This window comes from Antarcticirhabdus aurantiaca, assembly GCF_009765365.1.
Classification (GTDB): Bacteria; Pseudomonadota; Alphaproteobacteria; order Rhizobiales; family Rhizobiaceae; genus Antarcticirhabdus; species Antarcticirhabdus aurantiaca.
Genome location: NZ_VTOM01000003.1, coordinates 116,003 through 128,949 on the forward strand (window position 1 = coordinate 116,003; position 12,947 = coordinate 128,949).

A 12,947-nucleotide genomic window follows, 5' to 3' on the forward strand; every position below is an offset into this window, starting at 1 on the left:
GAACGTGCCTTTCGGACCGGGCGGCCGGGATCAGACGTAGCTTTCGACGAGGCCGAGGATGAGCCGCGACCAGCCGTCGATCATCACGAACAGGAACAGCTTGAAGGGCAAGGAGATGGTGAGCGGGCTCACCATCATCATGCCCATGGCGAGCAGGATGTTCGAGACGATGAGATCGATCGCGATGAACGGCAGGTAGAGAAGGAAGCCGATCTCGAAGGCCTCGCGCAGCTGCGTCACCGTGAAGGACGGCAGAACCACGGCGATGCTGTTCATGTCGAGCTGCGCCGCGAGTTCGGGCGGCCAGAGCGTCTGCGCGGCCTGGAGAAAGAAGACCTTCTCGCGGTCGGCCGCGTGGCGGTTGAGGAACTCGGTGATCGGCCCCTTCCCCGCGTCGTAGGCGGCGCGAACGCCCTCCATGGTGTTGAACTGGAAGGTGCCGGTGGAAAGGATGTTGAAGGTCTCCACCACCACCGGCGCCATGATGTAGCCGGACAGGATGATGGCGAGCGCGTTCAGCGCCATGTTGGGCGGGATGTTCTGGACGCCGATGGCGTTGCGCACGAGCAGGAAGACGACCGAGATCTTGATGAAGCTCGTCGCGACCACCGCCAGGAAGGGGAACAGCGCCGCGGCGGCGACGATGAAGATGAGGTTGAGCGGATCGATCACGCCGGCTGTCCCCGACGGCGGAGGACAGGGCGGCACGCGAAGCTAGGCGCCGCATACGGCGCTGCGACCAAGTCTGCCACGGATCAGGCTCGCAGCGACAGACGGGTGATGCGGACCGCTACCCGGTCGTCGATCCGCACGAGGTCGCCGCTGCCGACGAGGTCGCCGTTGACGCGGATCGTCACCGGGATCCCGTTGTCGAGGGTCGGCGAGCCGAGTTCGACCAGGGCGCCGCGCTGCCAGGACGCGATGGTCGAAAGCGGCAGCATGGAGCGGCCGAGGTCGAAGTCGACGGCAACGCGCAGGTCGCCGAGCGAGAGCGCCTCACCCGCGTCTTCCTTCGTATCGTCGGCCTCGTCGGGGCGGGAAGCCTCGTCCATCATGCGTCCCTGCGATGAGCGGTGAACGGGGTGACGCGGCTCGAGTGCTCGAACCGGACGCGGGCCGGAACAGCGCCAGCCGTCGTCGCTGTCGGTGAATTCGAAGAGGTGGTCGGCGGCGCGCAGGACCACGAGCCCGGCCGGCCGCTCGGCCAGGACGACCACCGCGCCGGGCGCCAGCGCGCGCAGCTCGCCGAGCGTCAGGACCAGGGTGCCGAGGGTCATGTCGACGGGCGCCGGAATCTGCGCGGCGACCGCCTCGATCCGCCCGTCGCCGAAGGGCGGAGGCAGGTGGTCGGCCGCGGCCGCGACGATGCTCGCCCGATCGCCGCCGAGTCGGAACCGCACGGCGAGGCCGTCGGCACGGCGCAGGTCCAGCTCGAACCATTGCCGCCCCGCATCGGTCAGCGTCGGAAAGCCGGATGCGATGCCCTGCGCCTCGACGACGAGGTCGGCCGCGAGCGCCGGCGGCAGCATGGCGCGGGCAGTTTCCAGGATCCCCTCGATCAGCGCGAGCCGCAGGCCGTCCGGCAGTCCGCCGAGGTCCGGCACGGAGAGATCGACGCCGAAGCGCTCGCGAAACGGGAAGTCGAGGATCTGCACGAAGGTCGGCCCCGCCAGCGGCGGCAGCCGAAGCTGGGCGACGGCGGCTTCAGGCGGCGGCGGTTCGCAGAGCGCGTAGGCGAGCGTCGCGCCTGTCCCGGTGAGCGGCAGCGGCGTGCCGGCCGCGGCGGCGACGCCGTTCCACAACTCGGTCGGCCCGAAGCCGGTGCCCAGATGGCTCGGAAACCAGGCGAGCGTCACGAGCGGGCATCTCCGCGCCCGAAGAGCTGCGAAATCTCGGACAGGCCGTCGCCGGCCGCACGATCGTCGGCCGCGGCGACGTCGATCTTCTCGTGGATGCGCACGGTGCGGCCGGGCCAGCGGGCATGCAGGCGGTCGGCGAGCGACTGCGCGGCCGCGGCCAGCGCGCCCATTCCCGCCTCGTCGCACAAAAAGACGAGATCGATGGCGTCGGGCGTGATCGTCAGCGTCAGGCCGCCGATTCCCGTGCCGCCCACCGGAAAGTCGATGCGCAGCGGCTCCCCGGCGGACGCGGCGGCGAATGACGCTTCCGCGGCCTTCTCGACGCGCAGCGCGAGGTCTTCGATGCCCGCGACGCGAGCCCCCGCCGGCGTGGCGCCCGCACGCTCGGGCGCAGACACGGCCACGAAGCCGCCGGCCAAAGCCGACGCCCCGCCGCCGGCCATGGCGAGCAGCTTGGCGCCCTCGTCCGCCGGCTCGCGGTTCTGCGTCTCGGATTTCCCGTGCCTGGCGCCGGCCAGGCGGAGCCGATCCTCGAAATGCCCGCGCGCGGCATCGTCGGCATGCGAGCTCCAGAGCGGGTCGCGCCCGCCCGCGGCCCCATGCTTGTCGAAGCTGCCGAAGTCGCGCTCGCTTGAGCGTTGGTGGAGGTGCCCTTCGCGCCCGAAGCGCTCGTCGCGTCCGAAGCCCTGACCGGCGCGGTTGTCGGCCGACCGGCGCTCCGCGGCGTCCGCGTCGAGGCGCGGGTCGGGGCCACGCATCTGATTGTCGATCCGCATCAGGCCGCCCTCGCCCGCGGCCGCGAGAACAGCTCCTCGACCTCGTTCTCTTCCTTCGCGTCGGCTTCGGCGGCCGCGACGCTCACGAGCTCGTCGGTGATGAGCACGAACTTGTCGCGGATCTTCACCGCCCCCTGATAGGTGGCGAGCGCCGCCTCGACCTCGCCGGCGAGACGGGCCTCGACGTGGATGCAGCGCTCGACGCCGTCCTTCAGGATCTGATGGTCGCGCTCCAGCTGCTTGACGCGAGCATGGACGTCGTCGACGCCGTCGAGCCCGACGACGCGGCCGAGAACCTCGGCATAGATCGCGTCCTCGCGCGCGCCGTAGGTCGCCGCGCTCTCAACAACGGCCGCGCGCGCCCGTGCAGTCGCCGCGACCGCCGCGGCGTGCTGGCTGCGCTTGGCCTGAAGGGCGCGGAACGCCTGATCCTGCTTCAGCTCCTTGACGCGAACGAGGACCTTCATCTGCCGGATCATGCGGTCAGAGCCTGGAGCTTGCGCAAGGTCACGTCGAACGAGTCGAATTCGTCCGTGCGCTGTTGAAGAAAGGCATTGATCTGCTTGTACTTGGCAATGGCGACGTCGGCTTCCGGATCGCTGCCCTTCTTGTACTCTCCGACCTTAACAAGAAGCTCGACATCGGCATAGAGCGCCAGCCACGAATTCACCTGCCCGGCCATGGCGCGGTGGTCGCGCGTCGTCACCGCGTTCATCACGCGGCTCTTGGAGGCCAGGACGTCGATCGCGGGGTAGTGGTTGGCGGCACCGAGCTTTCGCGACAGCACGATGTGGCCGTCGAGGATCGAGCGCGTCTCGTCGGCGATCGGCTCGTTCATGTCGTCGCCCTCGACGAGCACGGTGTAGAGCGCCGTGATCGAGCCCTTGTCGTTCATCCCGACCCGCTCCATGAGCTTGGGCAGGTTGGCGAAGACCGACGGGGGAAAGCCGCGCCGCGTCGGCGGCTCGCCGGCGGCGAGGCCGATCTCGCGCTGGGCGCGGCCGAAACGGGTGACGGAGTCCATCAGGAACAGGACGCGCTGCCCCTGGTCGCGGAAGTATTCCGCGATGGCGGTCGCGGTGAAGGCGGCCTTGGCGCGCTCCATCGAGGAGCGGTCGGAGGTGGCGACCACCACGATCGCCTTGGCCATGCCTTCGGGGCCGAGGTCGTGCTCGATAAATTCGCGCACCTCGCGGCCGCGCTCGCCGATCAGCGCCATGACCGTGATGTCGACCTCGGCGCCCTTCACCAGCATCGACAGGAGCGTCGACTTGCCCCCGCCCGCCGCGGCGAAGATGCCCATGCGCTGGCCCTCGCCGCAGGTGAGGATGCCGTCGAGCGCGCGCACGCCGAGCGGCAGCGGCTTGTCGATGATGCGCCGCGTCATCGGATCGGGCGGATCCTTGTAGACGGGGTAGTAGGTTTCCGGCGCGAAGGGCTCGTTCTTGTTGTCGATGAAGTTGCCGAGCCCGTCGAGGACGCGGCCTTTGAGGCCGGGCCCGACGGCCACCTGCTGGACGCGGCCGGTGCGACGCACCTCGGTCTGGGGGCTCACCCCTTGCGTGTCGCCGATCGGCGAGAGCAGCGCTTCCTCCGCGAGGAAGCCGACGCATTCGGCGAAGAGGCGCGTGCCCGCGGCGCGGTTGAGGAGCTCGACGATCTCGCCCACCTGCACGTCCGGCACGGCGGCGTGGATGATGGTGCCGACGACCTTCCGCACGCGGCCGGTCATGGGATAGGGCACGAGGGCGTCCGTCGCGGCCGCGAGCCGGCGGCGCAGCGCGTCGATGCTCGTGCCGATCACCAGCGCCCGCTCGGCCTCGATCGAGATGGAGGAAGCTTCCTCCAGCGGCTGCTCGCCTTCCGGCGCGACGACGACGGGCGGTCCGGCCACGTGACCCGGCAGGACGACGCTGGTCATTCGGCCTCCGGCGTCAGCAGGATGGGCGCCGCGGTCCCCGGTCCGCCGGCACGGCGCAGCGCGCGGCCGAGTTCGTCGAGGCTGCGGCCGATGTCGCCGTCGACCCGGCCGATCGCCGTTTCCACCACGACCCGCGAGCCCTCCAGCGACATGTCCTCGACGACGTCCACCGACTTGATCTCGGGAAAGTCCTTCAGGATGTCGGCGACGCGCGCGCGCATCGGCTCGTGGAGCTCGGGCGAGACGCGCAGCTCGGCCTTGGTTTCGCGGCGCATCTGACCAAGCGCGAGGCGCACGATCGACTCGGCCTTCTGCGCGTCGTCGAAACCTTGAACGAGCCGGCGGACGGCCGCGATGACGATCTCGGTCAGGTGCGCCTCGATCTCGGCGAGCTTCTCGTCGAGGAGATGAGTCTCGCCGAGCAGGCGCTCGATCGCTTCGAGGCGAGCCATGCGCAGCCCTTCCTCGTAGCCGCGGAGGCGCTCCGCCTCGAAGGCCGCCTGCGCGCCGCTCTCGATCTCGGCGGCGCGGGCCTGGGCGGCGCGCACGAGCGCGTCCGCCGCTTCGAGCGCCTCGACCGCTTCGGTCGGCAGGACGTGCGCGCCCGCGGGCAGGCGCAGCCCGTGCTCCTTCAGCCGATATGGTCCGACCATTCCGGATGCCTCCTTCGGACGAAGCGCGTGAAGGCCGGGAGGTGCGGGCCGAACGCGCCCGGGGTGGCGGCCGCGGCGGGCGCGAGCGGCAGGCGGGCCGCCATGGCGCCGGCGAGGCGCGGCTCAGTGGCCTCGACGAAGGCGAGAAGCAGCGCGAGGCCCCAGTCGGTCAGCCGCCGGCGGTTCTCCTCGGCCTCGTCGGAGACGACGATCGCGTCGAGAGCGCCCTCCGGCGCGAGGGCGGCGAGGCTGGGGTGAAGCGTCGGCGCTTCCTGCGTCGCGACGAGGAACGCGGAAGCGCCGAAGGCGGCGCGCAGGCGCTCGCGCATCGGCTTCAGCGCGACGCGCAGCACCTGCTTCTGCAAGGCGACGGCGGCGGACGAGAGCGCGACCGGCTCGATCGTTTGACGCGGCTCGCAGACGAGGAGCCGCGCGAGCCGAGCCGGCGCCTGGCTCGCGGGTGCCGCGAGGGAGCGTTCTTCAAGGTCCAGGCGGGAGCGGTCGAGCGCCGCCGCGAGGACGCGTTCGAGCGGTCTGCGAAAGGCCGCCTCCCCCGCCAGCGCAAAGACCTCGCTCGGTGCCAGCGGCCCGGCCGACCACCGGGAGGGATGCACGAGGTCAAAGGTCCGCGACAGCGCCACGCCGAGGCGCCCCGCCTCGGCAAAGGCGGCTCCCGGCGCGGGATCGGGTGGTGCGGCAGTCTCCATCCCCCGGCGCTCCCCGCCTCAGATCCGGCGGGCTGGCGGCGTCGCGCGGCCGGCGCCGCCCGCGCTCACGAGGGCTCCATCAGCGCGTTGGGCGCATCGCCCGCGACCACGACGGCGCGGCCCGCACGACGAGCGCGACGCCGCGACAGAACGGACACGATCCCGACGACCGTTCCCGCCAGAAGCAGTGCCAGGAGCACCGCGACCCCGCCGGCAAGGCTCCAGAAGAAGCCGACATCGGCCTCCCGAACCGCGAGGCCGGGCAGCACGTTCACCGTCCGCTCCGCCGCGGGAGGCGGCAGGTCGGTCGCCGCCGCCTCGGTGAGCACCACGGTCACCGCCTCGTAGGACAAGCCTTCGATCGAGCTCGAAACGAGGCGGCGGATCTGCGGCACGAAATATTCGAGGTCGACGTTCGGCTCGTGCTTGATGAACACGGCGGCGGAGGACGGCGTCACCGGCTGGCCGAGCTGCGGCTCCGCCGGAAGAACCACGTGCACCCGGGCCGACACGACGCCGTCGATCTCGCTGAGCGTCTGCGCGACGTCTTCGCCGAGGGCGTAGATGTAGCGGACGCGCTCCTCGAAGGGCGAGGAAATGATGCCGGACTTCTGGAAGACCGAGCCGATGGAGTCGCGCTGGTTGCGGGGATAGCCCTTGGCATTGAGGATCGAGATGGCCTGCACCATGTCGGCCTCGTCGACGCGCAGGGTGAAGGTCTCGCCGAGCCCCGACTTCTCCGCCTGGATGCCGCTCGACATCAGAGCGGCCATCATCTGGTTGGCCTCGACCTCGGACAGGTTCGAGTAAAGGTCCGCCTTGCAGCCGGACAGGAGAAGGAGCCCGACCGCCAAGCCCGCCAAAAGCGCGTTGGACCGGCGCCGCGGATCGCGCGCCTTCGAGAAAGCCGCCTGCAGCACCGGTATCGCCCCTCAGCCCTTCATCAGGGTGTCGAAGGCCTGCGTCGACTTGCCCGTCAGCTTCGAGGAGATGTCGACGAGCATGGTGAAGTTCACCACCTCCATCTGCATGGCCATCAGCGCGTTGGCGTCGAGCGTCTTGCCGCTCATCAGCTCGCCGATGCGCGCTTCCCGGGCGTCGAAGACGCCGCGCATCTTCTCGATGCCGTTGAGGATCATGTCGCCGGCGCTCGGCGGCTGCGCGGCGCCGACCGAAGCCGAACCGCCGTCGATGCCGAGCCCTTGCCGGGCACGCGCCTCGGCGTCGGCGTCGATGCCGCCGGCCTGCGGCGTCGGCGCGGGCGCGTCGGCGCCGGACACCGCCGTCGCCTCGGGCGCACCGCCGGCCGCAGCCTCGTCGACGCGGCGCTGCATGGCGCTCTCGAAGGCATCGATGCGGTCGGCCGATACGGGGGCTGCGACCGGCTCGGGCGTCGGCACGACGCCCGCCGCGGAAAAGAGGACGGAAGTATACATGGACGAGCCCCTCTAGACCGACGGGCCGGTCGAAGGACCCCTCCCCACGCAGCCTCACTCACTCATAACTCTTGGACAGGCCGAAAGAAAGAGCCGCAACCGGAGAACGAAACGAAGGTAAATCGGGTCCCTATTCATATCTTCGCGAGGTGCGCGACATCGGCCGGCGCGAACGTTCCTCAGCCGCCCCGCAGCTCGGCGAGGGTGGCTTCCGCAAGGTCGCCGAAGGGCGTTCCGGAGGCGGTCTGCGCGACGTCGGCGAGAATTCGGCGCGCCTCGCCGATCGATCCTTCGCGCGCCAGCGCGAGGCCGAGATAGGCGAGCGCGGCGTCGGTCGGCGGCAGCGGGCGCAGGAGCGCCACGGCGCGGGCCGGCTCGTTGCGGGCGAGATGCACGAGGGCCAGGCCGATCGGCCCTGCTTCCCCGCCCGGCCGCGCCGCCGAGACGCCGGAGAAGATCGCCTCCGCGTCCCGGTCGAGGCCGGCGGACAGGGCGATGAAGCCGATCTCGACGAGCATGCGCGCGTCGTCGGCGTCTACGAGATGGCCCGGCATGCGATGGCAAGCCCCTTGTCAGGAGGAAAGGTGCATGAGAAGCAGTGCGCGCTGCGCCGCCTGGAGATCCTGCCGCAGCTCGGGATTGGCGCGCGCGAGCCGCGCGGCCGCGGCGAGATAGCTCTGCGCCCCCGCCATGTCGCCGCGCTCCAGGGCGCAGATCCCCGCGACGGACAGGGCTCTCGGATGGCGCGCTTCGGCCTGGAGGCAGCGCTCCGCCAGGACCTGCGCCTCGGCGAACAGTCGGAGGCGACATGCGATCACCGACAGGCCGAGGCAGCCCTCGACCTCGCCCCAGGCGCTTCCGGCCAGAAGTCCGAGAATGAGCACGGCTTCGCCCGTCGCGCCCGTGGCATCCGCCTCGAAGGCGAGCGCGTAGAGCGCGGACGCGTCCTCTTCGGCGCCGGGAACGAGCCCGAGCCGAACCGCCGCGGCTTCCCGGTCGGCGGCCTTCGGAACCGTCTCGATCAGCGTCCGCGCGGCGCGCGCCTCGACCCCGCCTTCGGCCGCCCGTTTGTCGAGGCGCGACAAGCCGTCCTCGATCAAGCGACGTGCCGGTCCGGTTCCGACGGCGGGTCCGGCCTCGCGCGGCTCACCGTCCCGCCCCCCGATGGGAGCCGGAATCCGGTCCGAGACCTCGGCAAGGGCGTTTGGCATCCATTCTCCTGGCCTGTGCGGCCTTGCACGCCGCCCGGCAGCGCGCGACGCTCGTCGCCCGCACCATGCCACGACCGGCCGTGCCGCCAGTGTACCATATGGCACAGCAGCCGGCGGCGGCAGGACCTAGAGAAGATGGCGCCCTTCGCATCGGTGGCTCGGGGCGCGGGGCGAGCGGCCGGAGCGGACATGGCGGACGAGGAGCAGTCGAGCGAGGCGGCACGGGCGAGCGCAGTGGTGGAAGCCTGGCTCGCCGCGCGCGGAAGCCGGCCGCCGCTCGACACGGCCGTGCTTGTCGAGCTGCGTCTGGCGCTGGCGCGGGTCTGCGAGGCCGAAATCGTGGGCCGCGATCCGATGGCGCAGCGAATCCTGCGCAACATGGCCTGGGCCGAGGACATGGACGAGTTCCACGCCGCGCTCGACCGCTTGAGCGCGCGCGTGGCGGAATTGACGAGCGGCGCGCGGCACGAGACGGCGGCGCCGCGCCCGCCGCGCCGGCTTCTCCGCCTTTAGGGATGAGCGCGGGACGCATATGAAAACGGAGACCGGCCGGGGCATCGCGAGACCCGGCGTCGACGCCATCGGGAGACGGCAGGCATGAGCACCATCTCGAATTCGTGGACGGGCATGACGACGCTCGCTTCGGGCCAACTCGGCACGGTGCCGGCGAAGAACGAGGACCTCGCCGTCGCGCCCGCCAGTCTCCTGCCCGACACCTTCCGCTCCTGGACGCTGGAGAAGCAGGACGCCTACCTCACCCGGCACGGCTCCCCCCTGACGCTGGGCACTGCCGTCACCTCCCGCCCGCTGGATGTGAAGCGCAGCGGCGAGCCGGCCCTGACTCTGACGATGAAGACGGCGAAGTTCCTCAACGGGGCGGCCGACGGCTTCACCTTTCGGGACGTCACCGCCGAGACCGGGATGGTCAGCCGCCCGACGGATTTCAGCCTGCCGCCCGCCTCCCTTCCGCCGAGCTCCTTCCTGTCCTGGACGCGCGAGGAGCGGCTGCGCTACGCGCAGGCAAACGGGTTCGGCGCGATCGGCGGCTCGACGACCATCGGCAGCGCGACCAACCAGGGCACCCTCCTCGTCGGCGTGGTGGACGACATCGTGATGGAGTCGGGTCCAGTCTACGGCAATTCGGCCGCGACCGGCGGCTCGGCCGGGATCCCCTACTACCACCTCAACGGCTCCACGGACGGCATGCCCTCGCAGACCGTTCGCGACCAGGCCGACAAGCTGTTTCCGACGATCGACGGTGAAAAGCACACGCTCGACGCGGCCGATCGGCCGAAGAGCATCTACAAGGAAACGAACGACCCGGCCGACCCGCGGCCTCTCCGCCCGGACGCCGAGCAGAAGGGCTTCTATACGAACCCGGGCCGGCTGACGACGGAAGCCCAGGCGCAAGCCTTCATGAAGGACTTCGTGACCTGGCATTCCGGCTATCAGCTCGAATTCGTCAAGCTGCACGGCTCGGGCGACCCGACGCGGCTGGTGATTCCGGCGGGCTCCGCGACGCCCGTGCTGGCGGCGATGGTGTCGCAAACCGACAAGACCCAGCTCTACATCCTCTCCAGCCTCGACAAGGCGGCCTTCGCCAAGATGTCCCTGGCCGATCAGACGGCGATCGCGACGCTGCCGGGCTTCGCCGCCGTCGCCAACCAAGTCGGCCTCAAGGCGAAGGACACGAGCGGAGCAAGGATCACCGACCTCACCAGTCCATCGGGCGATGCCGTCGCGCCGGACGTGGCGGCGAGCAACCTGAAAGCGTTCATCAACTCCAAGATCTCGACCAAGTCCCCGGGAGAGCTCCAGGGGCGGATCGTCACCCTCTCCCAAACCAACCCGCAAACCGCCGAGGATCGGGCTGCCAACATCTATTACGTCGGACCGACGGCAGTCACGCCGGCAACCAATCCCGCAAGCTATTCGTGGGAAAAACGGGAGCGACTGCCGACGGCGGAGCATCGCAGCTACTTCACCAGCCAGATCGACGTCCTCACGACTCAGCTGAGCACGATGGCGATCGTTTCACCGGCCGAAATCACGAATCGACTCAAGGCTTTGAAGGATCGCTTCGACCGCGCCTATGCCTTCTGCGACGTGGCTATCCAGACCCCGGTCACCGGCTTCATGGGCGTTCCCGCCACCAACGCGACGATGTACAAGGACGTCATCAGCCTCGACGACAACAAGACGATCGCCAAGGGCTACCAGGTCTTCATCGCGCAGGAAAAGCGGCTCGCCGAAACGATGCAGGAACGATCGCGCGTCGCCTCCAACGACGGCGCCCTCTACGGCCGCCGGCTGGACGTGCCCGAGCTCGTCTTCCGCCTGCAGAGCCTCTACAACATCCAGCTCGAGGCCGAGGTCGTGATGGAGACGGAGGAGGTCAGCCAGCAGAACGCCCTGCTCCAGACCTATGCCAAGATGCAGGACATCGTGAACGAGACGCTGTCGCGATTCGGCAAGACCGACGAAGACGGCAAGTATATCCTCGGCAAGGGCGTCGACGACCTTCGGAACGACCAAAGCAACTTCTCGGACGATCAACGCAAGATCATATCCATGTTCGAGACCGAGCTCGGCAAATTCCAGAAGCACCCGCTCGAAATCCTGCGCAAGATCGACCGGCCGCTGCACAACACGATCTCGCAGTTCAACTACACCGACACCAATCTCGGCGGCGGCGGCAGCAACGACAACTATAACCTCAACACCTTCACTCATCCGCAGTGGCAGGGCTTCGGCACCCGCCTGTCCGAGACGGTGACGATCATCAACCAGAACAGCCAGATCAAGATGAACGAGATCAACTCCACGGACAAACAGCGCAACCGGCACTTCGAGCTGGCCAACAGCGCTCTGTCGAAGATGAGCGAGATGATCAACAACATCGCCCGGGCTGGCTGAGGGGCCGACCGGGATGCGCATCAAGAACCTCGACGTCGGCGTCGAGCAGGTCACCCACTGGCAGGCCGCGGACGAGGTCCACCTGCCGGCCGAGGGCAAGGTCGCGCCGGCCTTCCTGCCGCAGGAGCGCGCCCTCGACGCCATCCTTCAGCGCCCCTCGCTCGACGAGCGGCTGCCGAACCTTCTGGAGCCGTCCGGCCTCGATCCCTCGCTGCTCGAGCCCGCCGCCCTCGCCCGCACGCGCGACGAGCTCGGCAGCCTCTTTCGCCGTGCCGCGGCCTCGGCGCACGACCACGAGGACAGCGCGGTCTTCTCCGCCGCCGCCGAGGTCATCGCCGCCGACCAGCGCCTCGACGACGAAGTGCGCACCGCCCTCGCGATGCTGCTGCGCGGATGAGCGACCGCTTGTCCGTGGCGGCTGCCTCGCCGCTCGATCGCCGCTCGCGCGACTTCCTGCTGCTCAACATCTTCGTCTACCTGCGGCACGGCTACGTGACCAAGGCGTCGATCCTCGCCGAGGCGCTCAACCGCCTCGGCGACGATACGGCGGAGGTCCATCTCGCCCGCGCGGTTCTGCGCTATGCGGCCGGCGCCCATGCCGAAGCGCTCGAGGCCTTGCGCGAGCTCGACCGCGTCGATCCCCTGGAGCGCTTCGGCGATTATCGCCTCACCGAGCGCCAGCGCATGCGCCGCTACCTCAAGCTCCGCTGCCTCCACGAGATCGGCGAGACGGGCCGCGTCCGCGACGCCCTCGATTCCTACATGCGCCACGGCGAGGCCGGCCCGGACGCGTCCGAATAGAAGCCGGGGGCGCTGTCACGTTCGAGACAGGGCCCGCGGCGAGCCCGCGCCATCCTGCCTTCGAGAACAAGCGGTGCGATTCCCGAAAGGCCATCCGATGTCGATCCTGGACCATCCCCTGGGCAATCCCGATCACCTGCCGGACGCGATCGTCTATGCCGCACAGATGACGGCCGCGGCCCTGCCGGAGCTGGACCCCAAGACCCGGCGGATCCTGGAGCTGACGGCCGACGGCACGTCGCTCGGCGACGCGCTCGGCATCACGAAGGAGCAGAAGCAGGCGCTTCTCGACCTCGGCTGCCGCCTCATCCAGGTCGGCGAGCTGGAAAAGGCCACCGACGTCCTGTTGCGCCTCAACCAGTACGATCCGCTGATGGAGCCGGCGCTCTACGCGCTCGGCGTCATCTGCCAGATGCGCGGCGAGCTGCAGAAGGCCGCCTTCATGTACACGCAGTTCCTGGCGCTCGATGCCACCAACCCGATGGGCTACCTGCGCGTCGGCGAGTGCCTGATCGCGGCCGGCGAATTCTCGGAGGCGCGCGCGACGCTGGAGATGGCGAAGCTCTTCGCCGCGGAAGGCAAGGGCCAGCCCGGCAACCTCGCCGAGGCCGAGACCCTTCTCGCCCACCCCGACGTCGCGGCCGCGCCGCTTCCGCAGACGTCCTGA

16 protein-coding genes are annotated in these 12,947 nt (G+C 69.8%); 5 read left to right on the top strand and 11 right to left on the bottom strand.

Annotated elements, in window-relative coordinates; all coding sequences use genetic code 11:
* Window positions 1–30: 30 nt before the first annotated feature.
* The 11 genes from sctR to FZN60_RS04475 all read right to left on the bottom strand — a co-directional run bounded on the left by sctR (window position 31) and on the right by FZN60_RS04475 (window position 8,563).
* Entirely contained in the window at window positions 31–672 is a 642-nt protein-coding gene (gene sctR / locus FZN60_RS04425; protein WP_199266483.1) for a type III secretion system export apparatus subunit SctR, read from the bottom strand.
* An 83-nt stretch (window positions 673–755) separates the two neighbouring features.
* Window positions 756–1,856: a FliM/FliN family flagellar motor switch protein gene (locus FZN60_RS04430; protein WP_158871505.1), complete on the bottom strand. Its 1,101-nt coding sequence runs from the start codon at window positions 1,854–1,856 to the stop codon at window positions 756–758.
* Window positions 1,853–2,635, bottom strand: a complete 783-nt coding sequence (locus tag FZN60_RS04435) for a hypothetical protein (protein ID WP_158871507.1) — start codon at window positions 2,633–2,635, stop codon at window positions 1,853–1,855. The genes FZN60_RS04430 and FZN60_RS04435 overlap by 4 nt, the downstream gene beginning before the upstream one ends.
* Window positions 2,635–3,102: a type III secretion system stalk subunit SctO gene (gene sctO / locus FZN60_RS04440; RefSeq protein ID WP_158871509.1), complete on the bottom strand. Its 468-nt coding sequence runs from the start codon at window positions 3,100–3,102 to the stop codon at window positions 2,635–2,637. Before sctO ends, FZN60_RS04435 begins: the two co-directional genes overlap by 1 nt.
* A gap of 8 nt (window positions 3,103–3,110) precedes the next feature.
* Window positions 3,111–4,556, bottom strand: a complete 1,446-nt coding sequence (gene sctN, locus FZN60_RS04445; RefSeq protein ID WP_158871511.1) for a type III secretion system ATPase SctN — start codon at window positions 4,554–4,556, stop codon at window positions 3,111–3,113.
* Complete coding sequence (gene sctL / locus FZN60_RS04450; RefSeq protein ID WP_158871513.1) at window positions 4,553–5,209, bottom strand: type III secretion system stator protein SctL; 657 nt, start codon at window positions 5,207–5,209, stop codon at window positions 4,553–4,555. Before sctL ends, sctN begins: the two co-directional genes overlap by 4 nt.
* Complete coding sequence (locus tag FZN60_RS04455; RefSeq protein ID WP_158871515.1) at window positions 5,188–5,916, bottom strand: hypothetical protein; 729 nt, start codon at window positions 5,914–5,916, stop codon at window positions 5,188–5,190. Before FZN60_RS04455 ends, sctL begins: the two co-directional genes overlap by 22 nt.
* A 65-nt stretch (window positions 5,917–5,981) precedes the next feature.
* Complete coding sequence (gene sctJ / locus FZN60_RS04460) at window positions 5,982–6,836, bottom strand: type III secretion system inner membrane ring lipoprotein SctJ (RefSeq protein ID WP_158871517.1); 855 nt, start codon at window positions 6,834–6,836, stop codon at window positions 5,982–5,984.
* Between the two features lie 12 nt (window positions 6,837–6,848).
* Window positions 6,849–7,352: a type III secretion system inner rod subunit SctI gene (gene sctI / locus FZN60_RS04465; protein WP_158871519.1), complete on the bottom strand. Its 504-nt coding sequence runs from the start codon at window positions 7,350–7,352 to the stop codon at window positions 6,849–6,851.
* Between the two features lie 179 nt (window positions 7,353–7,531).
* On the bottom strand, window positions 7,532–7,906 hold the full coding sequence (locus tag FZN60_RS04470) for a hypothetical protein (protein WP_158871521.1): 375 nt from the start codon (window positions 7,904–7,906) through the stop codon (window positions 7,532–7,534).
* Between the two features lie 18 nt (window positions 7,907–7,924).
* Window positions 7,925–8,563, bottom strand: a complete 639-nt coding sequence (locus FZN60_RS04475; protein WP_158871522.1) for a hypothetical protein — start codon at window positions 8,561–8,563, stop codon at window positions 7,925–7,927.
* A 189-nt stretch (window positions 8,564–8,752) separates the two neighbouring features.
* Between FZN60_RS04475 and FZN60_RS04480 the strand changes: the two genes are divergently transcribed.
* From FZN60_RS04480 to FZN60_RS04500, 5 genes are all read left to right on the top strand, one after another.
* Window positions 8,753–9,076: a hypothetical protein gene (locus FZN60_RS04480; protein ID WP_158871524.1), complete on the top strand. Its 324-nt coding sequence runs from the start codon at window positions 8,753–8,755 to the stop codon at window positions 9,074–9,076.
* 84 nt (window positions 9,077–9,160) lie between these two features.
* The gene (locus FZN60_RS04485) at window positions 9,161–11,479 is read left to right on the top strand and encodes a hypothetical protein (RefSeq protein ID WP_158871526.1); all 2,319 of its coding nucleotides are present in this window, start codon (window positions 9,161–9,163) and stop codon (window positions 11,477–11,479) included.
* A 13-nt stretch (window positions 11,480–11,492) separates the two neighbouring features.
* A complete protein-coding gene (gene sctX / locus FZN60_RS04490; RefSeq protein WP_158871528.1) occupies window positions 11,493–11,876 on the top strand; it encodes a type III secretion apparatus assembly protein SctX in 384 nt (127 codons plus the stop codon).
* Complete coding sequence (locus tag FZN60_RS04495; protein ID WP_158871530.1) at window positions 11,873–12,280, top strand: hypothetical protein; 408 nt, start codon at window positions 11,873–11,875, stop codon at window positions 12,278–12,280. Before sctX ends, FZN60_RS04495 begins: the two co-directional genes overlap by 4 nt.
* A 97-nt stretch (window positions 12,281–12,377) precedes the next feature.
* The gene (locus tag FZN60_RS04500; protein WP_158871532.1) at window positions 12,378–12,947 is read left to right on the top strand and encodes a tetratricopeptide repeat protein; all 570 of its coding nucleotides are present in this window, start codon (window positions 12,378–12,380) and stop codon (window positions 12,945–12,947) included.